This is a genomic window from Paenalcaligenes sp. GW821-LYS-B07-1 (assembly GCF_058803365.1).
Map to the genome: position 1 here is coordinate 1,070,507 of NZ_CM179516.1, position 25,484 is coordinate 1,095,990.

Annotated in this window: 22 protein-coding genes and 1 tRNA gene; 10 read left to right on the top strand and 13 right to left on the bottom strand. The window is 48.0% G+C overall.

Annotated elements, in window-relative coordinates; all coding sequences use genetic code 11:
- Positions 1 to 2: 2 nt before the first annotated feature.
- Positions 3 to 371 carry an MAPEG family protein gene (locus AC3QL0_RS04960; RefSeq protein WP_135866523.1) on the bottom strand — a complete coding sequence of 123 codons (369 nt, stop codon included), beginning with the start codon at positions 369 to 371 and terminating at the stop codon, positions 3 to 5.
- An 86-nt stretch (positions 372 to 457) separates the two neighbouring features.
- Between AC3QL0_RS04960 and AC3QL0_RS04965 the strand changes: the two genes are divergently transcribed.
- Positions 458 to 533, top strand: a tRNA-Thr gene (locus AC3QL0_RS04965).
- A 162-nt stretch (positions 534 to 695) separates the two neighbouring features.
- On the top strand, positions 696 to 1,106 hold the full coding sequence (locus AC3QL0_RS04970; RefSeq protein WP_493010341.1) for a RidA family protein: 411 nt from the start codon (positions 696 to 698) through the stop codon (positions 1,104 to 1,106).
- A gap of 112 nt (positions 1,107 to 1,218) precedes the next feature.
- Here AC3QL0_RS04970 and AC3QL0_RS04975 read toward each other — a convergent pair whose 3' ends face one another.
- From AC3QL0_RS04975 to AC3QL0_RS04985, 3 genes are all read right to left on the bottom strand, one after another.
- A complete protein-coding gene (locus AC3QL0_RS04975; protein ID WP_493010342.1) occupies positions 1,219 to 2,238 on the bottom strand; it encodes a hypothetical protein in 1,020 nt (339 codons plus the stop codon).
- 134 nt (positions 2,239 to 2,372) lie between these two features.
- Positions 2,373 to 4,241 carry an HSP90 family protein gene (locus tag AC3QL0_RS04980; RefSeq protein WP_493010343.1) on the bottom strand — a complete coding sequence of 623 codons (1,869 nt, stop codon included), beginning with the start codon at positions 4,239 to 4,241 and terminating at the stop codon, positions 2,373 to 2,375.
- A gap of 307 nt (positions 4,242 to 4,548) precedes the next feature.
- Complete coding sequence (locus tag AC3QL0_RS04985) at positions 4,549 to 5,955, bottom strand: trimethylamine monooxygenase (protein ID WP_493010344.1); 1,407 nt, start codon at positions 5,953 to 5,955, stop codon at positions 4,549 to 4,551.
- Positions 5,956 to 6,370: 415 nt separating this feature from the next.
- On the opposite strand from AC3QL0_RS04985, the gene AC3QL0_RS04990 reads away from it, so the two are divergent.
- Genes AC3QL0_RS04990 through AC3QL0_RS05000 form a run of 3 tightly spaced genes read left to right on the top strand, consistent with a single transcriptional unit; the run spans position 6,371 to position 9,043 of the window.
- The gene (locus AC3QL0_RS04990) at positions 6,371 to 7,408 is read left to right on the top strand and encodes a DUF1254 domain-containing protein (RefSeq protein WP_493010345.1); all 1,038 of its coding nucleotides are present in this window, start codon (positions 6,371 to 6,373) and stop codon (positions 7,406 to 7,408) included.
- 36 nt (positions 7,409 to 7,444) lie between these two features.
- A complete protein-coding gene (locus AC3QL0_RS04995) occupies positions 7,445 to 8,248 on the top strand; it encodes an acid phosphatase (RefSeq protein ID WP_493010346.1) in 804 nt (267 codons plus the stop codon).
- 12 nt (positions 8,249 to 8,260) lie between these two features.
- On the top strand, positions 8,261 to 9,043 hold the full coding sequence (locus AC3QL0_RS05000; protein ID WP_493010347.1) for a hypothetical protein: 783 nt from the start codon (positions 8,261 to 8,263) through the stop codon (positions 9,041 to 9,043).
- A gap of 17 nt (positions 9,044 to 9,060) precedes the next feature.
- Here the strand turns inward: AC3QL0_RS05000 and AC3QL0_RS05005 are convergent, their stop codons facing one another.
- Positions 9,061 to 10,041 carry an AraC family transcriptional regulator gene (locus tag AC3QL0_RS05005; RefSeq protein WP_493010348.1) on the bottom strand — a complete coding sequence of 327 codons (981 nt, stop codon included), beginning with the start codon at positions 10,039 to 10,041 and terminating at the stop codon, positions 9,061 to 9,063.
- Positions 10,042 to 10,241: 200 nt separating this feature from the next.
- Here AC3QL0_RS05005 and AC3QL0_RS05010 point away from each other — a divergent pair, with 200 nt between their 5' ends.
- On the top strand, positions 10,242 to 10,715 hold the full coding sequence (locus AC3QL0_RS05010) for a PACE efflux transporter (RefSeq protein ID WP_493010349.1): 474 nt from the start codon (positions 10,242 to 10,244) through the stop codon (positions 10,713 to 10,715).
- 308 nt (positions 10,716 to 11,023) lie between these two features.
- Here AC3QL0_RS05010 and glsA read toward each other — a convergent pair whose 3' ends face one another.
- The 4 genes from glsA to AC3QL0_RS05030 all read right to left on the bottom strand — a co-directional run bounded on the left by glsA (position 11,024) and on the right by AC3QL0_RS05030 (position 16,034).
- Positions 11,024 to 11,956, bottom strand: coding sequence for a glutaminase A (gene glsA, locus AC3QL0_RS05015; protein ID WP_493010350.1), 933 nt, complete (start codon positions 11,954 to 11,956; stop codon positions 11,024 to 11,026).
- Between the two features lie 94 nt (positions 11,957 to 12,050).
- Positions 12,051 to 13,556, bottom strand: coding sequence for a glutamine/gamma-aminobutyrate antiporter GadC (gene gadC, locus AC3QL0_RS05020; protein WP_493010351.1), 1,506 nt, complete (start codon positions 13,554 to 13,556; stop codon positions 12,051 to 12,053).
- 89 nt (positions 13,557 to 13,645) lie between these two features.
- Positions 13,646 to 15,049, bottom strand: a complete 1,404-nt coding sequence (gene gad, locus AC3QL0_RS05025) for a glutamate decarboxylase (RefSeq protein ID WP_493010352.1) — start codon at positions 15,047 to 15,049, stop codon at positions 13,646 to 13,648.
- Positions 15,050 to 15,455: 406 nt separating this feature from the next.
- A complete protein-coding gene (locus AC3QL0_RS05030; protein WP_493010353.1) occupies positions 15,456 to 16,034 on the bottom strand; it encodes an NADPH-dependent FMN reductase in 579 nt (192 codons plus the stop codon).
- A gap of 503 nt (positions 16,035 to 16,537) precedes the next feature.
- On the opposite strand from AC3QL0_RS05030, the gene AC3QL0_RS05035 reads away from it, so the two are divergent.
- The 4 genes from AC3QL0_RS05035 to AC3QL0_RS05050 all read left to right on the top strand — a co-directional run bounded on the left by AC3QL0_RS05035 (position 16,538) and on the right by AC3QL0_RS05050 (position 18,636).
- Positions 16,538 to 17,092 carry a TetR/AcrR family transcriptional regulator gene (locus AC3QL0_RS05035; protein WP_493010354.1) on the top strand — a complete coding sequence of 185 codons (555 nt, stop codon included), beginning with the start codon at positions 16,538 to 16,540 and terminating at the stop codon, positions 17,090 to 17,092.
- A gap of 29 nt (positions 17,093 to 17,121) precedes the next feature.
- A complete protein-coding gene (locus tag AC3QL0_RS05040) occupies positions 17,122 to 17,433 on the top strand; it encodes a DMT family transporter (protein WP_493010355.1) in 312 nt (103 codons plus the stop codon).
- A gap of 1 nt (position 17,434) precedes the next feature.
- Positions 17,435 to 17,749, top strand: coding sequence for a DMT family transporter (locus AC3QL0_RS05045; RefSeq protein WP_135867181.1), 315 nt, complete (start codon positions 17,435 to 17,437; stop codon positions 17,747 to 17,749).
- 176 nt (positions 17,750 to 17,925) lie between these two features.
- On the top strand, positions 17,926 to 18,636 hold the full coding sequence (locus AC3QL0_RS05050) for a class I SAM-dependent methyltransferase (RefSeq protein ID WP_493010356.1): 711 nt from the start codon (positions 17,926 to 17,928) through the stop codon (positions 18,634 to 18,636).
- 71 nt (positions 18,637 to 18,707) lie between these two features.
- On the opposite strand, the gene AC3QL0_RS05055 is transcribed toward AC3QL0_RS05050, so the two are convergent.
- The 4 genes from AC3QL0_RS05055 to AC3QL0_RS05070 all read right to left on the bottom strand — a co-directional run bounded on the left by AC3QL0_RS05055 (position 18,708) and on the right by AC3QL0_RS05070 (position 25,474).
- Positions 18,708 to 19,799 carry an AI-2E family transporter gene (locus AC3QL0_RS05055; protein WP_493010357.1) on the bottom strand — a complete coding sequence of 364 codons (1,092 nt, stop codon included), beginning with the start codon at positions 19,797 to 19,799 and terminating at the stop codon, positions 18,708 to 18,710.
- Between the two features lie 88 nt (positions 19,800 to 19,887).
- Positions 19,888 to 21,285, bottom strand: coding sequence for an efflux transporter outer membrane subunit (locus tag AC3QL0_RS05060; protein WP_493010358.1), 1,398 nt, complete (start codon positions 21,283 to 21,285; stop codon positions 19,888 to 19,890).
- On the bottom strand, positions 21,282 to 24,377 hold the full coding sequence (locus AC3QL0_RS05065) for a MexW/MexI family multidrug efflux RND transporter permease subunit (RefSeq protein WP_493010359.1): 3,096 nt from the start codon (positions 24,375 to 24,377) through the stop codon (positions 21,282 to 21,284). The genes AC3QL0_RS05060 and AC3QL0_RS05065 overlap by 4 nt, the downstream gene beginning before the upstream one ends.
- On the bottom strand, positions 24,374 to 25,474 hold the full coding sequence (locus AC3QL0_RS05070; RefSeq protein WP_493010360.1) for an efflux RND transporter periplasmic adaptor subunit: 1,101 nt from the start codon (positions 25,472 to 25,474) through the stop codon (positions 24,374 to 24,376). Before AC3QL0_RS05070 ends, AC3QL0_RS05065 begins: the two co-directional genes overlap by 4 nt.
- Positions 25,475 to 25,484 lie beyond the last annotated feature (10 nt).

Sequence of the window (25,484 nt, forward strand, 5' to 3'; positions counted from 1 at the left end):
GCTTAGACAAAAAGCAGGCTGATATTGACGGCAAATGCAGCGAACCAGATCAGGCTGCGCAGTGATGATAAGTCGCGAATGTACACGTAAATATATGCTACGCGTAAGAGTACCCATGCTAAGCCTAGCTTCAGGACTAGCTCAGGAGCAACGGGCTGGATGAATAACGCGTAGATAAAGGCAGCGTAGAAAAATGGTAGGGCTTCAAAGGTGTTAGCTTGAGCTGCATTGGCACGAGCACGCCAGCCTTCTTGTTTAGCTAACCATTCACGCGGGGTATGATTTTGGAAACCTTTACCACCCACTTTGGCACTGACAGCCGCCAGAAACGGCAAGAACGCCGCGATGATCAGAATCCACTTTGCACTCATAATTAGCCTCGTATAAAGGGTAAGGGGGCGAAATTTACAAGCCCGAATGATGGCATTATAATTTTTGTTGAGTGCAAACGCACTGTGCCGCTTTAGCTCAGTTGGTAGAGCAGTTCATTCGTAATGAAAAGGTCACCAGTTCGATTCCGGTAAGCGGCACCAAAAATAGCAAACATATACGCCAACTCTACTGGGTTGGCGTTTTTGTTTTTGGTGGTAGGAGTAAGCACACAGTACGGTATTTTCAAAGATTTATCCATCTATGCCGAATGTAAGAAGTAGGCGAAAATAAGCTGTTTCTTGAACAACGTAATGGATTGAGTAATGCACATCTCTGTGAACCCTGATTCGGTATTCAATAGCCTTCAGTATGGTTTTAGCCAAGCGGTACTAACCAAAGAGGGAAAACACCTTTTCTTATCAGGCCAAGTAGCAACAGATAAAGATCAAAATACTATTGCTACTGGTATGAAAGAGCAGACGCGAGTTTGTCTTGAAAATATAGAGAAAGTACTGTTAGCGACACAAGCTAAAAAAGAGCATATTGCAATGCTGCGCATCTACATCAAAGAAGATGCCAATAACCGCGAGAACCAACTGGAAATCAGTGAGGCACTGAAAGCCTTTTTCAACACTAACCCTCCTGCGTCATCCTGGGTAGTGGTTACCGGCCTCGCATTACCAGAGTGGTTAATTGAGATCGAGGCTCAGGCCGTCATTCCATCTGTTGGATGACCTAAGCTGTTTCGCATCCCAAGCAGACGATCACAGAACTCAGTGATTTAGTTTGAGCTTGGGCTGATGGATCGATACTAGAAAGTTCTTCCTAGTATCGATCTATGTATGCTCACGCATACTGAGCTAATTGCTCTGCCAATTGCTGCTGATAAAAGTTATTGCCATTGCGTGTGTCGAATGCCTTGGCTGCTTCTTGAGCATGTTGTAGCGCTTCGTCTAGCCCCATACCTACATCCATAGATAGCCCTCGTTTTTTGGCAGCTTGCAACAGTACAGCTACGGCGGCATAGAGGCGGAATTGACGGAATTTGTTTTCGCTTTTGGGGAGGATTTTGAGTTCTGTGGTGGCAAGATTCTCAGCCTCTTGCCATTGATCGCTCGCTATCAAATACAAGATGAAATCGGCATTGGTGTTCAAAAACTCAACCTGGTTTTTGGTGAGCTTATAACCCCTTTCAAAACGCTCTTGCGCTGCTTCTTGATTACCTAATGCCCAGAAAGATAAGGCCAACATACCATTGGTCAGGTGTGGAACTTCACCACATCGTTGTCTGCCTGAAACTAACGGTTTGCCCTTGGTGACGGCGGCTTGGTGATCGTTATGGTAGAACTGGAAATGTACTTCGTCATTGGTTTCGCAGGCAGCGCAATCGTTCATATGGTCTTGTTTGGCTGCTAGCCATTCAGCACGTAAACGTAGCACTTCCTCGGGTTCGCCCATGCTCATCGCCACCATGGTGCGGATTTTGTAATAGGGCTTTAATGAATACTGAAAGCCTAGGTACTTCTGCTTCATGTCTTCCAGTAAGTTGTCGATTTGTGCTTTAGATATTTCGGGGAAGTCGACAATACTTAAGGCTACCCATTTGTATTTCCACATCAGGTCGTCTTCATCTATGTGGATTTCTTTGTCTTCGAATTGTTTGATCATCCACGCAAAGGCCAACAATTGCTTTTTGGGCATGCCTAAGGTGTAGGTGGCATCCATGAGCATTTCGCGTGCTTCATAGCCCGCTTCTACGTCGTTGTCAGCATCAGCTGCTTTAATGGCTTGTTCAATCAGGCGCACGCCTTCTACGCTGTTTTCACCTACTTCGTAGGCTTCTTCCATGTACTCGTGAGCATTCATGCTAGTGTTCCTTCTGTCTAATGGCTTGCAAGCGTAGGCTGCTGCAAAGCTAAATATTTTAACCGCCCTGTTTTGACTAAAAACTGGTAGCGGTAAGCATTGTGAGGTGTATTCGGCTGTATAGGGAATAGGTCTTATTTCATCGCCTTAATGATGTGCAGTAAGCCTTTGTTCATTAAGGTGACCTCGTCTTTTTTCAGGGGATAATGCCCCATCAACAAGGCTTGCACATACAACACCTCAACTACATTGCAAATGGTGTCTACGCTTTTCCCTGAGCAAAATACAGATTGCACCACTTCATTGTGAAAGTTCAGATAGAGCTGTGCCAGCGGTGCGTTTTCTTTTTCCTCTTGCAAGCTGCCTAAAATGCCGCCAAACAAATCATTACTAGCTTCGGCTACGCGTCCTAATTCGCGCTCTGCTTGCTTTTGCTGGCTGCAGATGTACAGCATGGGGATGTCGTGCGGGCTAAAGTAGTTGAGCACCGCTTCGACTTGATAAGTTTCCATGCGTGCATTGAGCTGACTGAGTAAATCTGCAAAAGCGCGCTCTTCTTCAGGGAATAGTGGCTGGAATGCAAACTCTACGTCTTCGGCTTGAAAGAGTTTGAATACCTCGTGGCCCAGTATTCCATTCAAATGTCTGAGGATGGCAGAGTCGTAAGCATAGCCGCCGTTAATCAGGGGCATTTGCTGAGCACGGGCTACATCGGCAATTTGACGGAATTCATCTACGCTCTGGGTGTAATAAACCACCTCGGATCGCGATAACAAGGTTTGTAGGTTTTCTTCACCATTCAGAGTGCGGAAGTTCAGGTGCGGGTAAATGAACTGTAGTAACTCACTGTCTTCACACGCCAAGGCTTTGAAGGCTAAATAGTGTGTATTGAGCAGGCGCTGCAATTGCTTTTCAGGCATCGCTTTGATTTGTTGTTTCAGCGATGCTCCCAATTCTTGGCTGACACGTTCTAGCGCTTCGTTTTGGTAAAAGGCTTCACGCGAAGCAACAGGTTGCAGCTCTTTTGTCCAAATGACAGTGCGGGTAAAAAATGCCCACTCTGGCATCACTTCCTCTACGGCATCGCTCACAAACATACGATTCAAATAAGCACGGTGTAGTTTGCGTGCGTGGGTACTGACCGCAAAGGGAATCACATACGCGACAGCAAAGGTGTTGCCACTGTCGTTATGCAAGATGAAATAGTCTTGCAGTGATCGCATTTCTTCTGCACCAAATAGGGTGCGCCCAAACTGCAAAACTTCGTAGTGATTCAAGGCCTGTAAGTCTGCTAAGCTGCCTACTTTATTGCTGTGCTCGTTTAGCCATAAGCGCTTGTGTTGATCTTTAAGATAAATAGGGACTTCTAGGCAGGCGCCATACTGGAACATGCATTCGCGGATGGTGTTATGCAAATCAGCATAGCTTTCAGCAGCAATCTCTGCTTTGTATGTTAAATACACCGAGGTACCAGCCTCAGGCTGAGCTTCTAGTGGTAGTTCACGGATCTCATAGGTGCCATCGCCTTTACCGTTCCACTCTAATACTGTGCCGGTTTTGGCTGAGTGGGTCACTAAGCGAATCTGTGTGGTCACTACAAAGCAAGACAATAAGCCTATGCCGAAACGGCCAATAAAGCTTTGCTCGCTGCTCTCACCAAAGTTCTTCTCGCCTTTGGAGGAGCTGGCAATAGTCGCTAAAAATATCTCAACTTCGTCAGCCGTCAGGCCAATACCATTGTCCGTGAATACTAAGGTTTTGCTGTTAGCGTTTTGGTCTTGTCGTAACTCTACATTGATCTCGCCAGCATCGAATTTACTGTCCCACAATTTACGGGCGCGAATGGCATCAGTACCATTTTGCAAGAGTTCACGGATGTAGACGTTTTGGTCGCTGTACAAATGGTTGGACAGGATGTCGATCATGCCGGCAAGGTTGACTTGGAAGCGGCTTTCTTGGCTCATGTAGGGGACTCGAATAGGACGAATAAGAAACTTCATCATGCTAGAGAGTCGTCATCGAAATAACAAGCACGTTGACGTAATTTGAGATTTTGTAATAAATGGGTAGCAATTTCCTAAGCTGCAGGGTGCTTATCCATGGCGTTCTTTGCATAGTGAGGGGCCAGACTTACGTGCTAATCCTCAGCCATGCTCTGGGGGCGTGGTGCCTGCACTGTCATGTAGAGTGGTTGACATGCTTAAGGCAAAAAAAGAACGAAACGCGTAAGGGCGCTTCGTTCTTAGGAGATCAGCTTTAGTGAGTTGTCATAGGAGGCTCTCAATGACAACTCTGGCTACTTTGAAAGGCTTAGCTGGCTTTTTTGAATTTTAAAGACATGAACCCTTCTAGGGAGTCATCTTTGATTTCTAACCATGGTCTAGGTAGTTGTGCCGCTACGGTTCCGGTAATAGTAGAAGCATAGGATTTGTTTCTGAAGCCCATTATGTCGGACTTCTTATCTTCTAACCATTTCTTAAATAATTCAGCTTGTTGATGAACTGGGAAGCTTGGATAGTCAGTGGCTCCAGTAAGGTCATCAATATAGTTGGCTTGAAAATCAATAGATTGGGCATCAGTATTTAATTTTTCATGATTCTGTATCCAGCTATCTATATCTTTACGTCGTTCATTTTCATTAGGTAGCTGTATTTTCCCCATGATAACGTCACGAACGTACCAAGCTTGAGCATCAAACATATTGAACGTGAACCATTGATCTTGCATACCAAGATAAATAAGTTTTGGATTGCTTTGGAAAAATATTCCTTTATATAAATTATCAGGATATAAACAGTTATGTGTTTCCAAACGCAGTTCATCTGGTAAGAAAGGGAAGTGGAAGATATATCCGGTACACATAACAATGGCATCAAAAGCTTGGCTGCTACCATCACTAAAGTACACAACGTTGCCTTCAATATGTTCTAAACCAGGCTTCTCGTTGACTGTCTCTGGCCAGTTATAGCCAAATGAACCACCACGATGGCTAATCGTGACAGATTTAGCGCCGTACTTATAACACTGTGAGCCTATATCTTCTGCAGAGTAGCTACCGCCTACCAGCAGTATATTTTGTCCTTCGAACTCCAAAGCATCACGGAAATCATGTGCGTGCAAGACACGCCCAGGAAACTGCTCTAGGCCTTTGTAGTAAGGCATATTAGGGGTGGAAAAATGCCCTGTTGCTACGACAACATAGTCAAACTCTTCAGTTTCTTGCTCACCCGTTTTATGGTTCATTACCGTGACACTAAAGCGTTGTGTGTTCTGGTCAAAGGTTACCCAGCGTACCGGACACTCAAAGCGCATGTACGTAAACAAGGCCCGTTTATCTAAACGACCCATGATGTAGTCTTTAAGTACTTCACGTGGTGGGTAGGAGGGGATGGCCTGACCAAAGTGCTGGTCAAAACTGTAGTCAGCAAACTCTAGGCACTCTTTAGGGCCGTTAGACCATAAGTAGCGATACATACTGCCGTGTACGGGCTCTCCGTTTCTATCTAAGCCTGTACGCCATGTGTAATTCCACATACCACCAATATCATTCTGTTTTTCATAACAGACAATTTCAGGAAAATCGCTGATGTTGGATTTTTTACGTAATGCTTCAAATGCACGTAATTGAGCCAGACCACTAGGGCCAGCACCTAGTATTGCAATTCTTGTTTTTGACAAAATAAAACTCCATTTCTTTTTTGATGCAATTTTTTGCATTCTATTTTTAATAATAATTATTTAAAGAAAAAGTCTATTTGGCACTTCTTTGTTTTAGTAACCAATGATATGTAAACTTTTTAAACAACCTTTATTTGAAAATCTGGCGTTATTATACCACACTTTATTTTATTATTGATTTTTTTATTTTTTATGGTGTTTTGTTTTTGTGAGGGTCTAATTTTTATCTCAAGATACTATTTAATACGAGATAACAGGAGCAAAGGCGGGCAGAGTCTAGGTGCATAACTAGACGGTATGTGGTGCTCTGCATTTTGGCACCAAATGGCAAGTTTCTCTCTGGGCATTCTTATAGAATCTGCCACACATAAATCTAACAAGCGGAACGCTTAGTTTCTTTGGCTAAAGCGCCTTTTGTTGAGAAGCCAAAATTCATAAAAAGCAGAGGGATTACATGTCTTATTCATCATTCATGTTGGGTACGGTTGTACTGGCGGTTGCCGCCTTAGGAAGTGTGCAGGCGCAGTCCTCAACAGAGGCTCCTGTCTTGGTAGGGATTGATAACTTTGCGCGTGCTGAGTCTGACCTGTACATGGGGAAAACGGTAGCAGATGGCGGTTTGGGCAAGTTTGTTCATAGCCGCCAGCCAGTAGCCATTGATGCGCAAAACGTGATTAGGATGAACCGAGATACGCTGTATTCCAGCGTGGTTTTTGATCTTGATGCAGGCCCGGTCACCATTACGTTGCCTGATGTCGGTGAGCGCTTTATGTCTATGATGGTGGTGGATGAAGAGCATTATGTACCTGCTGTGTACTACGGCGGTGGTACGTATACGCTGACTAAAGAGAATGTGGGAACACGCTACGCCTTTGTGGCAGTACGTTTGCTGGTGGATCCCGTCAGTCAGCAAGACCTTGAGCAGGTTCATGCTCTACAAGATGCCATACAAATTGAGCAAGCGCAGGTAGGCGAGTTTGTTGTACCAAATTGGGACAAGAACAGCCAAAAAACCATACGTGATGCACTGTTAGTGTTAGGGGCAAGCATGCCCAACTATGACCATGCGTTTGGGACAAAAGATCAAGTAGAGCCTATACGGCATTTGATTGGTACTGCAGCAGGTTGGGGCGGAAACCCTAGCAAAGATGCTACCTATTTAGGTGGCGTGATGCCCCAAAATGATGGGAAAGCGGTGTATCAGCTGACAATTGGAGATGTACCCGTTAAAAGCTTCTGGTCTGTAAGCGTGTACAACGCCGATGGTTACTTTGAGCAAAACCCGTATAACGCCTATTCCTTAAACAGCCTGACTGCTGAAAAAGCAGACGATGGCACGATTGTGATCCAGTTTGGAGGTTGCGATGGCAAGGTGGTGAATTGTTTGCCTACCGTGCCTGGTTGGAATTACACCGTGAGGTTGTATCAGCCTGAAGAGGAAATTCTCAATGGGCAGTGGAGCTTTCCTCAGCCAGAATTGGTAACGCGTTAATCATACGGGATGCATATGCGCAAGGGATCACAGTTAATGAAGACATCGCTAATAGTGGGCGTGTTGAGTTGCTCTATTTCTGGGATGGTGCTCGCTAGTGAGGCTAAGGTGACGGATGCTCACTTCACTTTAGCACCTGGGTATTTAGCGCAAACAGAACTTCCCGACAGCTTACAACTGTTGGGGGCTCCCCCAGTTAAAGACAGTGCGGCTTTTGCACGAGATGAGGAAGCCAGAAGCACTGCACGTACTTTGCGTGGTTCTGCTCGCTGGGATCTTGCTAAAGGAGATGCGGCATTGAATTTTCCTCGTCCAGCAGAGAATTTTTCATGCGCAATGGGTATGGAAATAGATGAGGAAAATCTGCCGCATACCTATCAAGTTATGCAAAGGGTGCTCACTGATGCAGGGTTATCCACATATGGCGTAAAAAATACGTATAACCGTACTAGACCCTTTGCTTTGCATGATGAAGACACGTGTACGCCAGAAGATGAGGCAGTCTTAAGAACGGATGGTTCGTACCCGTCTGGGCATACAGCAGCCGGGTGGGCATGGGCGCTGGTGTTAGCTGAAATTAATCCAGCAAGAGCGAATCAGCTGTTAGCACGTGGGCTGTCGTTTGGGCAGAGTCGCGTGATTTGTAATGCACACTGGCAAAGTGATGTGGATGCAGGGCGAATCATGGGGGCGGCTACGGTGGCTAGGCTTCATAGTGACCCTAGCTTTCAGGCAGATATCGCAGCAGCGAGAGCTGAGCTAGAAAAAGCCAAGGCAGTTGGCACAGCGATGGCGTTGGACTGCACAGCAGAAAATGCAGCGTTGGCGAGCGCTAAGTAATAAGGGGTAAGGATGTCTACTTATATACGCTCTTTGCTGTGTATTACGCTTGCTTGTGCCACTACTACCGCAGTGGCAGAAGCGACTTCCCCTGCGGGCTCTGGGAGTGGGGATCTTGCCCAGTCAGCGTGGCAGGTCAGTGTGAGCCCTTACTTCTGGATGGCAGGCATTCAAGGTACCGTTGGGCAATTTAATATGCCCGCAGCCAAAGTGAAATCTGACTTCGGGCAAATCTTTAATGAGCTAGATTTTGCTTTTATGGGCATTATCGAAGCAAGACAAGGCCGCTACAGTATTTTTGCTGATGTGGCGTACACCAAGACCTCGCTTAAAGACTCTAGCCCACAAGGTGTGCTAACCGACAAGATAGGAGTGACATCGGAGGCTTTTTCAGGTTTGTTGGGGGGCGGCTATTCAGTGTTGCGTACAGACAGAGGTGTGTTGGATGTGATTGCTGGTGCGCGTGTGTGGAGTGTCAGTACCAAACTGAAGTTTCATGGCGGCGTGCTAGATAATGTCACAAAGCGCGATAGTGCTACATGGGTAGATGCAGTGGTTGGCGTGAAAGGTTCGTACTTTATGACCGATAGCGCTTATCTAACAGGGTGGGGCAATATAGGTGCGGGGCAGGCTGATTTGGATTGGGATGTGGTAGCGGGTGTAGGTTACCAATTCAAAGATAATCTATCTGCGGTGGTGGGCTACCGTATACAAGGTGTGGATTACAGTAGGCACGGATTTAAATACGACGTGATTCAGAAAGGCCCTATCATGGGGGTAACGTTTAGGTTTTAAGTTCCGATTGCAGCGATTTAGGCGTCGGACCTAAGTTGTAGGGGGTAGCGCGAAGGTGTGCTGCCCGTCCAGCGTTTAAAGGCACGTGTGAAGTGTGCTGGATCGCTGTAGCCCACCATGTAGGCAATCTCTGTGGCGCTGTATTTTCCACTGGCTATCAGTTGTAGCGCTTCGCTACGTCGAGTTTCGTCACGTAATGCATCAAAATCCACCCCACAATACTTGAGGCGTCGTTGCAGGGTGCGAGTAGAGATGCCTATGTGTTTTGAGACACTACTGAGCTTAGCGGTTTCATGATCAGATAGATGCTGTGTAAGGAGGTCGGCCGTTTGTACCGTAGAGCTCAGGGCTTCAGTGGTTCGCCAAGCGGCATCATGCTGGTTGTGCAGCGGCATCTCTAGCAGATCACGGTCAAACTCAATCATGTTGTAGTCGGCATTCATCGTCAGATTAGGGCCTAGGCTTTCCTCAAGTGATTCGTCCCCTTGGGATCTGGCGTGAGTCAGGTGCACGCGTATGGCGCTAGGCTCTTTGGACATGAGCGGGATTTTTCGTAATACCGCTAAGCTGCCCAAAATAAACTGTTTGGGATCGGCGTGATATTCGCCTGTGAATTGATGTATGAGTTTGGTAGTACGGCCTTCGGTGACGATTTTGATCTCACCGCCTTGGTGTAGCAAGGACGCATGGGCGGATGCCATGGCGCAAGCTTGCGCAATATTCTCTGACGCTAAAATGTTTTGTCCCCAGAAGCCTAACGAGCGAATTTCGGTAAGGTGGCCTACGTAGGCACCGCCAAAGTCGTCAGCAGCTACCGCGGCCATTTCGTTGGCAATCTGAAAGCAGGCAGTTCTAGGTAACCAGAGATCGGGGTTTTGAAATACGTTGGGTGAAATGCCCAGACGACGGAAAAACTCTAACGGTGAAACACCGCGCATGGCTAAGTATGGGGCTATTTGTAAAAAGCTTCCAAGCCTGATGGATGGTGTGGTGTTCATCCTGAGCCCCCGTTAGCAGATTGATCGTAAACCGATTACAATTTTTGTAATCTTACTGGGCCATGCTAGCAACTAGCAAGTTGGTGTAGTAGGTAATCCCATCTGTATTAGCAAACATGCACGGGCGGAAACCGTGGTTCGGCATGTGTACAGCACTTTTTTCTTTTTTATCAACCGGGGCGGTCCGGAGTAGTGCATTGATGTTGTATCAAAGCATGCTGGAGTTTACGTTGATAACCCTTAGTCCTTTTAAACGTCGTCTGGTTTATGTAGGCGTTTTTGAAGTTTTTGCGATTCTGTTTTCTACCTTAATTTTGATGGTGCTCAGTGAAAGTGGTGCCGATGACTCATTGCCCGTGGCGGTGATGGTGTCGGCAGCAGCGGTAGCGTGGAATTACACTTATAACAGTGTTTTTGAAGCGTGGGAGCGCCGTAATCAAGTGATGGACCGCACCTTGCGTTTGCGATGTGCGCATGCCATAGGTTTTGAGGGCGGGTTGATTTTGATCTGCCTGCCTATTTACATGCTTTGGTACGGTGTAGATGTGTGGACGGCCTTCATGATGGAAGTGACGTTACTGGTGTTCTTCTTAATCTACACATTCTTCTTCACACTGGGTTTTGACAAGATTTTTGTATTGCCACATCAGGTGCCGCAAACGCAGGCTAAATAACACGGACACCCTTGGCGTCTAGGGCATGAAAGTGCAGGGCTTGGAAAATGTGTATGTGTTGGGTGATATGGTAGATCTGCCAGTGAGTAAGGCGGGTGGTTCGTTCCATAGCCAATCGCCTGTTGTGGCGCGTAGCCCGTGAGCCAGAAGTACGCCGTGGCTAGGCATTTTTATTCTCAGCGGCCGGCGTATTGGGTAAAGGTATGTCTACTCCGCCATTGGATGGCACTGCAGAGTAAACACAAGCGTGTAACAAAAAGGCCCTGTGTGAATACAGGGCCTTTTTCATGGTGAAGTGAGTGCGATAGCTAGCTTTTGTAGAGGTTATAGCCCAGCGCATTAGCAATGGATGCGACCATTTTCTGGCCTCGTACACTATTGCCTACTTCGTCTAACGGTGGCGAGAACGCTGCGATACCCATCACTCCGGGTACTACCGCCAGAATCCCGCCCCCCACACCGCTTTTACCGGGCAAGCCTACGGTGTAGGCCCAGTCGCCAGAGGTATCGTACAGTCCCTCCATGGTCATATCCGCCAGAATGCGGGGGGTATTGTTGGCGCTTAACACTTGTTCTTGACTAACTGGGTTGACGCCACCGGTGGCAAGTGTAGCGCCCATGGTGGCCAACTCTACGGTGGTAAGCAGGGTTGAGCACTGACGGGTGTAAACGTCGCAGGCTTCCATTGGGTCGCAGTACAAGTAGCCAGCGGAATAGAGTAACCAGGCGATAGCGCGATTATGGAAGTTGGTGGTTTGCTCTGATTCGTTTAGTTGGGCTGACAGCTTAATGTGTGCTGATCCCAGTTTGCGCTGCATGGCTAGAATGCGACTCCAGCGGTCTTCTGTATTCTTGGCTTTGATTAAGCTGGCACTGGCAATGGCACCGGCGTTCACTAGTGGGGACAACGGTTTACCACCGTGTAGCTCTAAGGCCATGACCGAGTTAAAAGGCATACCTGTGGCATCGGCTCCGATTTTTTGCTGTACTGCTTCAGCGCCCCAGTCTTCCAGCGCCAAGGCCAAGGTACACACTTTGGAAATGGATTCTATGGCAAATCTATAGTGAATATCGCCAGCAGAAAGAATGTCACCCTGTACTGTGACGACGGCGACGGCAGAAAGGTCACTGGGGATATTGGCGAGGAAAGGGATGTAATCCGCATTGGCACCACCTGGCGCTTGGCCAAAGTCGTGATGGGCGGCGTCAACGGCTGATTGTATGGTGTTAAGGTCTAGCACGAGCCTACTCCTGAAAGTGGATCATGAAAGTAAAAGAGGAAAAGCTGTCATGGTGCGAACAGGTTTTCCTCTTGATAACGCTGGGTACTACCCCTTAGGAGTTGCTAGATGCAGCGGTGGTACGGGACGCTGCGGTAGTAGTTGCTGCTGCTTTGACTTCCCATGTGAAGGGTTCGAAATCAGAATTAGGATCACGCCAGCTGGGTTTACGTTGTGCGTAAATAATCAGTGGGATAGCCACAAAGATCACGACCAACACAACCAAATACATGAAGTAGGAGGTTGGACTACCTACAGCAATTTGGCTAGGTGGTACGAAGCTTAATGCGAAAGCAAGCAGGGAACCCACAAAGCCTAGTGATGCCCATAAGTACATGGCGGGGGCTCGGTACGGACGAGGGCGATCAGGCTGGGTGCGACGCAGACGAATACCTGCTGCAAACATCAGTAAGTACATGACCAAGTACAAAATCACCGTCAACTGTGACAAGATTTGGAATGCAGCTTGCACAGAAGGCATGACTACGAAAGTAATGGAAAGAATGGTTACGATCACGGCTTGCACGAGCATCAGATTTACCCCCATGCCGTGCTTATTGGTTTTCTGGAACCAACGTGGCAGATAGCCTGCTTTGGCAACGGCCAGTACCCCAGTGTTAGGGCCTGCAATCCATGTCACCACACCGCCCAACACACCAAATGCCAGCATCACAGCAACAATAGAACCTAGCCATGGAGCGCCTAGCCATTTGAACAGCAGATCATAGGCCAACAGCAAGCTTTGGGTTAGGTTGATGTCTTGTGCAGGAACAATAAAGGCAATCCCCAAGGTGCTCAGCAAGAAAATCGCTACTGTACCCAATGACGCAATGGTGATGGCAATAGGGTATTTCTTGGTGGGGTTGTCCATATCCTTTACGTGTACGGCGTTCATTTCCATACCGGCGTAAGCCAAGAAAATGCTGGCAGCTAATACTACGGTGCTGAAATTACTGAAGTCGGGCATCAGTGCGCCCCACGACAATTCAATCAACGGTTTATTGCCACTGAACATCAAATAGGCAAAGCCTAGCAGGGTAACAATACCGGCTGGGATAATGGTGCCTACAATACCGCACCATTTGGATACGCTAGCGAAAATACCCACGCCACGCAGTGCGATGGCCACAGAGATCCAGTACACAATCAGCACAAAGCCGGTGATATACCATTTGTTGGCCGAGATGCTTTCCGCCATGCTGACAGTGGGGTCAATAAAGGCAATAGATACCGCACCAAATGTTAATACCGTGGGGAAGTAGGGGATTACTTCAATCCATACCATTGCCATGGCTAAAAAGCCCAGTCTAGGGCCAAAAGCTTCACTGACCCAACGGAATACACCGCCTTTTTCGGGGTACGTGGTGGCGAGTTCAGCCGCTACCAGTGCCATAGGAATCAGAAAAACGAGTGCAGCAAAGGCAAAGAAGAATATGGAGCTTAGCCCATACTCTGCTTCGGATGGTAGAAAGCGTAAGCTAACCACCGCCGTGATGTTCATGATGGCAATGGTAGCAATCGACATCTTAGCCGTAGGCTGGTTTTGTGTCGCAGTGCTCATGGTTACCCTCTCATAAAGATGATTGAAAACAGAAACCTGCAGGGATACAGAAAGAGGCCATTGCTGACCTCTTTCTTCTACCTTATGTTTTAGTGGTGGAAACCACCGGCTTCTTGTTCATCCAACGGCTGTGAAACAGGGCGTTTGGCGAAGTAGTCCAATGTGCGTTGGAAGTCAGCCAACAACAAGTCGGCCAAGTCGCGACTCACGCCGTGACGTACCAAAATACGCTGTACCACGAGGTCTTCGCGGTTGGCAGGCATGGAATAGGCGGGAACCTGCCAGCCACGGCTGCGTAGTCGGTCGGCAAAGTCATACAGCGTGAAATTCACTTTGCCTTTGAACTCCTCTTTAATGGTCCATGACAACGCAGGGATGCCTTTTTTCATGTCGCCATCAAAAATGATTTTGAAGGGGCCGAATTTCTCAATTTCTTGGGACAGGTATTTAGCCGTGTCGTAGCATGCAGTTTGAATGCGTTTGTAGCCTTCTTTGCCCAAGCGCAGAAAGTTGTAGTACTGGGCCACAATCTGGCCACCAGGGCGAGAGAAGTTGAGCGCGAAGGTTGGCATGTTGCCACCTAGGTAGTTCACATTGAAGATCAGCTCTTCTGGCAGGCTGGCAGCATCACGCCAAATTACCCAACCCACCCCAAGTGGGGCCAAACCGAATTTATGACCCGACGAGTTAATGGATTTCACGCGAGGAAGGCGGAAGTCCCACTCGATTTCAGGCGCGCAAAACGGAGCCAAGAAACCACCGCTAGCACCATCAACGTGGATAGGGATATCTAGGCCAGTGTCTTTTTGCAGTTTATCCAGCGCATCGCTCACAGCTTTAACGGGCTCGTAATCGCATGTGAAGGTAACGCCCATGGTGGGGACAACGCCGATGGTGTTTTCATCCACGCGTTTTAGTACTTCTTCAGGCGACATGATTAGTCTATCGCCTTCCAATGGGATTTCACGCAGCTCTACATCGAAGTAGCGCGCAAATTTGTGCCAGCAAATCTGTACGGGACCGCAAATCAGGTTAGGTTTGTCAGTAGGTTTACCCGCGGCTTGCATCTTTTTGCGCCAGCTCCATTTCAGCGCTAACCCCCCCAACATTGCCGCTTCAGAAGAACCGGTGGTAGAGCACCCCATTGTGTTGGCGGCATCGGGAGAATTCCATAAATCTGCAATCATGTGCACGCAACGTGACTCGATTTCAGCGGTTTGTGGATATTCATCCTTATCGATCATGTTTTTGTCTATGGACTCATCCATAAGACGGCGGGCTTCATCATCTACCCATGTCTGGCAAAAGGTGGCCAGGTTTTGGCGCGAATTACCATCCATCATTAATTCGTCATGCACCACTTGGTATGCATGACGTGGGTCATGCTCACCCTCAGGCATTTTGTACTTGGGCATGACTACCGATAGATCGTTGGATGCATATACATCGTCGTATATACGGTTGCGGATATCATCTTTGGAGTGCAGAGCCATTTCTATAACCTCATTGAAAGAAAAGGGTGAGCCAAATTTTGGCCTGAAACAACCTCGTTGATGCGAGTTAATCGTGAAGTGGCTTATTTGGTTTTTATTGGAAATCTTTAGTGCTGCAGCAGTTACTTGATGATGTGTGGATTCTAGATGGATTTATTAATTCAGATATGCAACCAGATAATTCTATTATTTCTAATTATTTCTAAATAAGGGTTTGGGCTAGCTGTTTTTGTGCTGATTTTTATGCGGGGAAAAGTGTTTTTTAAGGTTTAGGGAAGAAGTAAACCAGTATTTTTAGTCTTAAGAGAAATACACTAACCATCTGATTTTGGGCCGTAAATAAGCAAACGGCCTACGAGGCCGTTTGGGGTTGTGCCATAACCGTGACACAGATGTTAATGGTGATTTACTGTCGTGGTGACTGCAGGAGTTTACGTAGTTCCATCAGCCCAACTTGTAACGCTGCTTCTTGGTTTTGTACGGCTTCAGGTAAGCCTATATGGCCGTCATTACGTAAGATTTGTTCATTAGAGAGCGTTAATTCGGCATTTTTTGGGGTGACATTTAATTTAAGACCCGTTAATACTTGCCGTAATTGCGCTGCACATTTTTCACCGCCATGAGCACCGTAGCTCACAATAAAAGCGGGCTTGTGATGCCATTCAGTATATAAATGATCTAGCGCATTTTTTAATGCGGCAGGATAGCCCCAGTTATATTGAGGCGTCACAAAAACAAAAGCATCCGCTTGAGAAATTTTATTGCTCCACGCTTGAGCTTGAGGTGTTTGATAACCTGCGCCGTGAGCAGGGATGGCTGGCTCATCCATCATGGGCAAAGGCCAATTACGTAAATCCACCAGTTCAAACATGGCTTCAGGTATGCATAGTCGTCCCACTGATGCTACCCAGTCTGCTAGTAAAGGGCTAATACGCTGAAGGCGTACGCTACCCATAATGACGAGAATTTTAGGGGAGGGCTTCATGTGTATTCTCTACTCTGATGTTGCTGATTCATACAGGCCCAAAGGCCCGTTACCATCATAATCAGTTATTGCTAGAGAGGTCTTGTTTTAAGGCAGAATAGGCGATGTTTTTCTGCATAGAAACTAGCATAAACGGTGTGTGTGGTAGGCAGATTTTCTCCTCTTTAGTAACTAAATGTTATGAAATGATGATTGCGCCATGCTTTGCTATAAATAATAAAAAGTAATATGAATGATATAAATCAAGGTGTTAATGTCATGTACGTGCCTAAGGGGTAATTCTGGATCTTATTGTTGAAATATATAGTTACTAATTGGCGGGTAATCCAGTAAAAGAAAGTAGGACTACAAATCGTGTGTAGTAGACAGATAGCCGTAGCCTGATTTTAGTGTCTGTAGAAGCTGACAGAAACGGTTGTGTTTTGCGTTTTTTAGTGTTCGTAATTGCCGTTTTTTTTGAACTTCAAATACAATACATACGTATGTATTGAATGGTGCAAAACATGAGTAAACCACGCAGCATAGATAGAGACAAAGTGTTAGATGTTGCTGAAGCCATCGTAGATCAAAGCGGGGCAGCGGCATTGACTATTGATGCCGTCGCTAAGGCGATGGGCATTAGTAAAGGTGGGGTGCAATCGTGTTTCGGTACCAAACAAGGCTTGGTGAATGCCATGTTGGAACGCTGGGGGCGACGTTACGATGCGTGCTTGGAAAAGGCGGCTGGTGTCTCAGTGGAGCAGTTATCCAGCATAGATAAAATCAGTCAGCACATACATATCACCGCAGATGAGCAGGCGCTTATTGCGCGAGCGGCCAGCCATCTTAGTGTGCTTCTAGAGGCTAAAGAGTTACGCGAGTGGATAAAACGCTGGCATCACGAGCGACTAGCTGAGTTAGACACCTCTACACCTGAAGGTAGACAAGCTCGTATTGCTTACTTTGCGACAGAAGGGGCGTTTGTATTGCGTTACTTCGGTTTGGCCGAGTTAAGCGATCAAGCGTGGCAAGACACCTTCAACGATATAGCAGGCTTGATGGGCAAGCAGGCGATGTAACCACCTCTTAAGTCAGGGCAGTAGTTTTCATGTTGAGTTGGATTTTTTTAGTGATATCCAGTGCGCTGGAGGTCTTGTGGGCAGCAGGGCTGAAGTATGCAGCAAGTCCAGGGGAGTGGGCTGCAACCGTTCTGTGCATTGTGGGTAGCTTTGTGTTCATGGTGCTGGCTGCACAGCGTATGGGGGCGGCGTTTGCCTATGTGGTGTTTGTCACCTTTGGCACAGTAGGCACCTATATGTTGGATGTGCTGTATTTTGGCAAAGAGCTTAAATGGGCAGCTGTGCTGGCCATTGCCGTGATTTTGTTCTCGGTGATCAAGTTAAAGCAGAACGAGGTATAGGATGAATTGGCTATTTCTGGTTCTGGCGGGTTTGCTAGAGATTTTTGTGGTGGCCGGTATTCGTGATATTGCGAGTAAGCGCTATAGACGTGGGGCTGTTGTGTATGGCTTAGGTTTATCTAGCTCGTTGTATTTCTTGTACCTTTCCATGCGTAGCATTGATGTATCTATTGCGTATACCGCTTACACAGGCATAGGGGTGATAGGTACGGTGGTGTCCGGCATTGTGTTGTGGGGCGATAAAGGTGGTGTACGCAAGTTTTTCTACTTGCTGTTGATCATTGCATCTATCGTGGCGTTGAAAATGCTGGGCTGATGAGCTGCATCGCAGAGGACAAGAGGGTATATCGCTGCTGTTTGTTAGGTTAATTGTTTCTAAAAGTTTTTATTTTTATTTTATTTGTTTATAAATTTCAATAAAATCTGCTAAATTTGCTTTATTTCTCTTAATGGTCCATGCTATAGAGTGTTATGGGTTTTAGGGAGAATAGTATGCATGCGTATGAAACACGTATACAAACTGTGGAAGTGCGTGAAGCAGGTAATATGCGATTGCGCACTTTGGCCGACACTCAGCAGTTTCATGATTACAAAGGGATGGCGGCACGTTTGGGTGTTTCGTCGGCTACGTGGCCGTTATTTGGTCAGCTTTGGCCCTCCAGTGTTCATCTGGCCAATAAAGTCGCTACACGTCCTTTAGACAAAAAATTACGGATACTCGAAATTGGTTGTGGCTTGGGGCTAGCCAGTTTGGTGGCGCACCAACGCGGACTGCAAATCACAGCCAGTGATACGCACCCGTTAAGCAGTGAATTTTTACGTCGTAATGTACATTTGAATAAGCTTTTGCCCATGCGCTACAAGTATGGCCGTTGGGGAAAAAACTATAATCAGCAAGCCAAAATATTAGGGCTAGAAGTGTTAGAAAGCCGCTTTGATTTGATTATGGCGAGCGATGTACTGTATGAGCCAGATATGCCTAACGATTTAGCAACATTCATTGACCAGCACAGTGAGCCTAATGCAGAGTTTTGGTTAGTAGATCCAAACCGTGGTTATGCCGGACGCTTTGGTAAGGCGTTGCAAGAACATGGGTTTGAGTTGTTGGAAAATACAGAACTTAAAGAAGATCCTAGCGAGCACAATGCTAAGGGGTTTTCTGGACGCTTCCTACGTTATGGCCGACAAGTGGTACACCAATAAGTAGAGCGGTAGTGTTAAAAAAAACGGCAGGCTGATTCGCCTGCCGTTTTTTCGTACAGAGGTAGCGCGAATCAGTGAGACTGATTGCGTTCTTCTTCTAGGCTGCGGTTGCGTTGTTCTATGGCAGCAGGGAACAGATCCCAGCAGGCAATAAAGAGCGCAGCGATCAGCGGGCCAATCACAAAGCCATTCAGGCCAAAGAGCGACAAGCCACCTAGTGTCGAAATCAAGATGATGTAGTCAGGGATTTTCGTGTCTTTGCCAACCAAAAGTGGGCGCAGAACGTTGTCTACCAAGCCGATAACGAACAAGCCAAATGCGGTCAGGACAGTGCCTTCAAACATCTGTCCTGTGGCAAAGAAGTAAATGGCTACCGGCCCCCAGATCAGCGAAGCGCCTACGGCAGGCAACAAAGACAACACGGCCATCAGCACGCCCCAAAATAGGGATGCCTGAATACCGAGGATAAAGAAGATCAACCCACCAAGAGCACCTTGGGTAGCGGCAACAGCAAGGTTACCTTTAATGGTGGCTCGTACTACGATTGTCAGTTTACGCAGTAGGTGGCTTTTTTGTTCTTCGCTCAGCGGAATTAAGTTGCGGCAGTGACGGCCAAGCATAGTGCCGTCACGTAACAAGAAAAACAGCATGTATAGCATAATCCCTAGGCTAACTAGGAACTGGAAGGTGTTGGAGCCTATGCTGAGCGCTTGTCGGGTTAAGAATTGCCCAGAGCTGATAGCAAACTCGGAAAAACGCTCTCGCATGTTGTCCAGATCGCCACCAAGTAGGCGGTTAGCAATGTCATGCACACTTTGTGGCATCACACGCAAGATTTGGTCTAGGTAGTTACCGAGGTTGAGTTGTCCCCCCTCCATCATTTTATAGAGTGAGACCATTTCTTGGACCAGCGCACCGGCCACTAGAATAACGGGAATAATGACGATCAGAATGATGATCAATAAGGCAAGTAACGCGGCCAGTGTTTTTCTACCATTCATGGCCGTCAAAATACGGCGTTGCAGTGGGGCAAAAATAATCGCTAAGACTACGCCCCAGAATACAGCGCCGTAAAACGGCAATAGCAGCCAAATAAACGTTAGGCTGACGAAAGCAAGCAACACCAGGAAGCTGCGGAAATAAAGGGCCGTTTCAATTTTCATGGAAAATGTGCGTAATGAGAAATCCGTGAAGTGTGCTAACGATAACCTGAATCCTGGTGTCTGCGCTTGAATTATCTGTAATTAGATATCAGTCATCTTTTCCCCACCAGCCCAGGGTTTTATAGAGCTGTACTACATAGCGTTGGGCGGTGAATTCTTCTTGCCGCAGCTGTTGCTCTATGTCGTACAGTGTACGTTGAGTTTCCAGAACGTAAAGATAGCTGCCCGAACCTGCTCCGTGCCGTGTTTTGGCAATGTCAGCAGCTCGTTGTATATGCACGCTGGCTTGTAGCAGTCGCTGTAGTTGCTTTTGGTGCTCAGTGATATTCAAGATGGCGCTTTGCACTTCTTGCTGGGCTGTGAGTATTTGCTGTTGGTAGCTTATCAACGCATAGTCACCATCCGCCTCGGCAGCACGTAATTGTGCTCGTGCAGAGGACAGGTTCACTGCCGGCCATTGCAGCAGCCCTTGAGCCGAATACGCTTGTGTAGCAGAGTTCAGGCCTTGAGTGCCCAGTGAGAAAAAGCCTAAAAAGCTACTGATACTGAGGCGTGGATACAGGTTGGCTGTGGCAGCACCGATGTGGGCAGTAGAGGCTTGCAGTTGTGCTTCAGCGCGACGTACATCGGGGCGCTGTTGAATCCACTCGTTTACCTGCGCAAGCGGCAACGTTTTGACCTCGGGGGTAGAACCTTGCTCGGGTTGCAATGATAGGTTCTCATCTGGCGCTAATCCCAGTAAGGTTTTGAGCGAGAGTAGTTGCTGCTGCATATCCAGCGTTAGGGCTTCATACTCTTGGTACTGATGTTGTAAACGGGCTTGGGCATCTTCGCTGTCTTCTGGGAGTCCAGAGCCTGCTTGGTGTTCGGCCTGCAATTGTTTGACAGTAGCTGTCCAGCTTTGTATTTGCTGTTCTTTCAGTGCTACCTGTTTTTGCAGATGACGGTACGAGAAATATGCATCGGCCACTGTGGCGGCAATAAGCTGCTGCATTTGTGTCACGTCAGCACTGGAGGCTTCGGCATCAGCGGCAGCGGCCTCGCTTAGGCGCTGTAGCCTACCAAGTAGGTCTATTTCCCATTGTACTTGCATACCTACCTGACGCGGTTCGCCTACTTCGCGTCGGTTGGGATCTATGCTGACCTGCTGGCTTTGTCGTGTTTGGCTGGCACTGCCAGTAATTTGTGGCCAGCGTTCGCTGTCTTGCTGATCTAACAAAGCTCTAGCCTTGAGCAGTCTGGCCTCGGCTTTGAGTATGTCGTGGTTTGAGAGCAGCGCTTGTTGTATGAGACTGTCTAATTGTGGGTCGTTGAACCAGTTCCACCAATGGGTGCTAGGAAGCACGGCAGAGAAGTCTTGATAAGGCAGTGCTGTTTCTGACAACTGGTGGGTAACGGGGCGCCCATAATCGGGACCCACGGCGCAGCCTGCCACCACCAGGCTGCTCGCAATCAGCGAAAGTAGAAAAGGTGTACGCATAATCATGATTGGGCTGGTCCTTCTTCTAGATCAAACTGCTCCAGTTGCTGTTGTCGGATAGTCAGTCTTTTTTGAGTATGATCTTTGGCCATCAGCAAGTAGAAAGAGGGCAGAATAAATAAGGTAAATAACGTACCTAGTGCCATACCTGTAATCAGTACAGCGCCTAGACCAAAGCGGCTATTGGCACCCGCACCGCTAGCAAACAGCAACGGCAGTAGACCAAACACCATTGCCACGGTGGTCATGAGCACAGGGCGCAAGCGAATTTCGGCGGCACGCAAAATAGCGTGGCGTTTATCCAGTTGTGATTTGTGCTGTAGCTCATTCGCGAATTCCACCATCAGAATCCCGTGTTTACTGATCAGGCCTATTAAGGTGACTAGGCCAATCTGGGTGTAGATATTGAGTGAGCCTAACCCTAGGGCGAGTGGTAGTAGCGCACCACATAACGACAAAGGAACAGTGACCAAAATGATCAAGGGGTCTACAAAACTGCCGTATTGAGCGGCCAGCACTAAGTAGATAACAATCAGCGCCCCCATGAATGCAAACACTAAGGTGTTGCCTTCTTGTTTGAACTGCCTAGAGTCGGCTAACCAGTCATGACTGAACTCAGCAGGCAAAGCAGCTAGACTTTCTTCCAAGAATGCGACGGCATCCCCCATGGCAACGCCAGGTGCCAAAATTGCCTGGAAGATGGCGGCGTTTTGCTGGTCAAACTGGGTTAGCGAGTTTGCTGTAACGTCAGACTCCAAGGTCACAATGGTAGACAGTGGAATGGTATCGCCTGCTGCTGTGCGTATGCGGTGTAGCTTTAAGCTGTCGGGGCTTAAGCGTTCTACATGATTGCCTTGTGGAATGATGTCGTATGCACGGCCTTGCATGGTGAAGCGACTGATGTAATCTTCGCCCATCAATAAGGCTAAGGATTCCCCAATTTTTTGCATGCTAATACCCAAGCTGTTGGCTTTGGCACGGTCTATGCGCAAGCGGGTGACGGGGTTGTTGTAGTCCAGATCGCTGTCTACGACAACAAACAAACCGCTTTTCCATGCTTGTGCCTTGATTTGATCCATGGCTTCAAACAGTTGTGGGTAATCTACAGTGCTTTTCAATACCATTTGTACCGGCAAGCCGCCAGTAGAACCGGGCAGGGCAGGAAGTTGGAAGATGAAGATGCTGCTACCTTCTACGTCACTGACTTTGCCTTGTAGCTCTTGCTGAATTTCAGCGGCAGTACGTTCCCTATCGCCCCAAGAGCTTAGCTCTAGGCCACCAAAACTTGCGGCTGGGCCATCGGTGCCATTGATGATCCATGAGCCTCTACCCTCAGGGATGGTGTTGAATACTTCGGTCAGCTGACGAGAGAAGTGTTCGGCATAGTTTAGGTTGCTGTATTGCGGGGATTTCACTGCACTTAACAGATGAGCTTGATCCTCAGGCGGTGCCAGTTCACGCTGTGGCATGTTGTAGAGAAATGGCAGGCTGATGAAGATCAGCACAGCAAAGGCCAGTACTTTCTTGTGATGGCGTAGTAAACCTTCCAAAATGTTGTGATAGCGTCTGCCCAGTGCGGTAAAGAAATGTTCAGCTAGCTGCGCGAGTTTGCCTTCTTGTTGTTGACGGTTTAGCAAATACGAGCTCATGACGGGCGACAGCGTTAAGGCCACCACACCAGATACCAATACAGCGCCAGCTAAGGTCAGAGCAAACTCACGGAAGAGTGCACCGGTTAACCCATCCATTAACCCAATGGGGGCGTACACAGCCGCCAGTGTTAAGGTCATGGCGATCACAGGCCCAGCCACTTCGCGTGTACCCAGTAAGGCAGCTACCACAGGAGATTTGCCTTCTAAAATATGACGGTGCACGTTTTCTACCACCACAATGGCGTCATCCACGACCAGCCCTACTGCCAGCACAATAGCCAGTAAGGTTAGCAAGTTAATGCTGAAGCCAAATGCCAGCATGATGGATGCGGCACCCAATATAGAGAGAGGGATAGTAGCAAGTGGCACCAGTACTGTACGTAGCGAACCCAAGCACAGGTAAATCACGCCAATCACAATTAGCATGGCTTCTAGTAGGGTGCTCATCACCTCATCAATAGAGGCTTGAATAAAGCGGGCAGTTTCAAAGGCCAGTTCTACCTCTACGCCAGGCGGCAAGGTGCTGCGGATGGTAGGTAGTAGCTGGCGTATGCCATCTACAATCACCAACGGGTTGCCGGTAGGGGTGGAAAACAAACCTAGATACACAGCGGGTTTGTTGTTCATTAAGCCGCTGCTGTCCGTAGCGTTGGCAGCGAGCTCTACAGTACCCACATCGCGTATGCGTATAGGACCGTCGTCGTCGTGTCGGATCACGAGGTCTTGAAACTCCGATACGCTACCTATGTCGGTGTTTACCTGAATGTTAGAGAGCACATAGCGACCCTTCACTTGTCCGGGGGCGGCAATGTAATGGTTGTTGCGTACTGCTTGGGCTACATCATTGGCGGTAAGGTCGCGGGTGGCGAGTTTTTGTGTGTCTAGCCATAAGCGCATCGCCAAGGTTTGGCCGCCATAGACTTGTACGTTTGATACGCCATCAATGGTGGAAAACAGCGGTTCCACAACCCTAGATAAATAGTCAGTGAGCTCGGGAATAGGAAGCTCTGCGCTGGAAAAGCCTACATAGGCTACAGCCGTAGAGTCGCCAGAAGAGCGTTCAATAACCGGGTCATAGGCTTGTTCAGGTAGCTTGTAGCGGATCTGGCTCACACGTGCCATGACTTCAGTCAGGGCTTTATTGGAGTCATGATTTAAGTTCAAGCGAATGGTGACGCGGCTTTGTCCTTGTACGGACGACGATTGCACATAATCAATACCTTCAACGGATGACACCGCCTGCGTGATGGGCTGTGTGATATAGCCCTGCACCACATCAGAGGGGGCGCCCGGGTATTGGGTAGTCACCGTGATAGAAGCGTTTTCTAGTAATGGGTATTGGCGTATAGGGAGTTTGCCCAATGCTTGCAAACCCAGTAAGCAAATCAGCGCACTAACAACCACCGCCAACACAGGGCGGCGAATAAAGAGATCGGTAAAGGTCATGGTGCTAGCCCTTTGTCATCCGAGAGCGCCAAGGTGTTGTGCTCTTTAATGTGAACAGGGGCTTGGTCTTGCAGTTTGATTTGGCCCGAGACTACCACTTGGTCTTCGGGTTGCAGGCCTTGCAGAATTTCAGCCAAACCTTGCTCTCGTCTACCTACGTCTACAGAGGTGCGTTTGGCTAAGGTGCTACCAGACTCGGCGGTTTGTATAGTGAACAGCGTATTGCCGTAGCTGGCGTAGTTGATGGCGGTTTCAGGCACCCAGTAGCTACTGCCGTCTTGTGGAATGCGTACTTGTATCGTGGCAGAGCTGCCCGCGCGCGCAGGTGTATCTGCAGTGGTTAGCTCGGCCTGTACAGACACATTACGTGAGCGATTGGTTAAGGGATCAATCGCGATGATGGTGGCATCGAAATCTTGATTAGGGTGAGCGTCGCTGTGCACCGTTAAGCGTTGGCCTAGTTCTAAATGGGCCGCGCTTTTTTCATCCACCTGAAAGTTCACATAGACGGTGTCGTTATTCACGAGCGAAACAATACTATCGCCGGTGTGTAGGTATTGGCCGGGATGCACTTGGCGTACACCGACTACACCAGAAAACGGCGCTCTGATCTGCTTCTTAGCAATTTGTGATTCCACTAAGCGTAATTCACCTGTGCTCATATCCAAGGCGGCTTGGGCTTGTTCCAACTGTTCTGCAGTGGCAACGCCTTGGCGATTCAGGGTGCGGGTACGTTGGTAGTGTTGTCTGGCCTGAGTGAGTTGAGCTTGTAGGCGTTGGCGCTCGGCTTGTTCGCTAGCGTCGTTCAGTTGCACTAGGGGTTGATCGGCTTTGACAGTACTGCCTGATTCTAGTAGCAGTTTCGTGATCCGGCCTTCGGTTTCTGCAGTCAGGGTGACCTGTTGTGCTGCCTCAAGCTCTCCGGTGCTAATAATATCTACATACGCAGGTTTGATCGTGACAGAAGCCACAGCAACTGGAGTAGGGGGGTATTGATAGCCGCCTTCAGACGAGGCGCCGGGAAAATAATAATAGCCAAGTACACCTATAGCTAGCACGGCGATGCCAGCAAAGGGGAAAACTACTTTCTTGGGCATTCTGTACTCC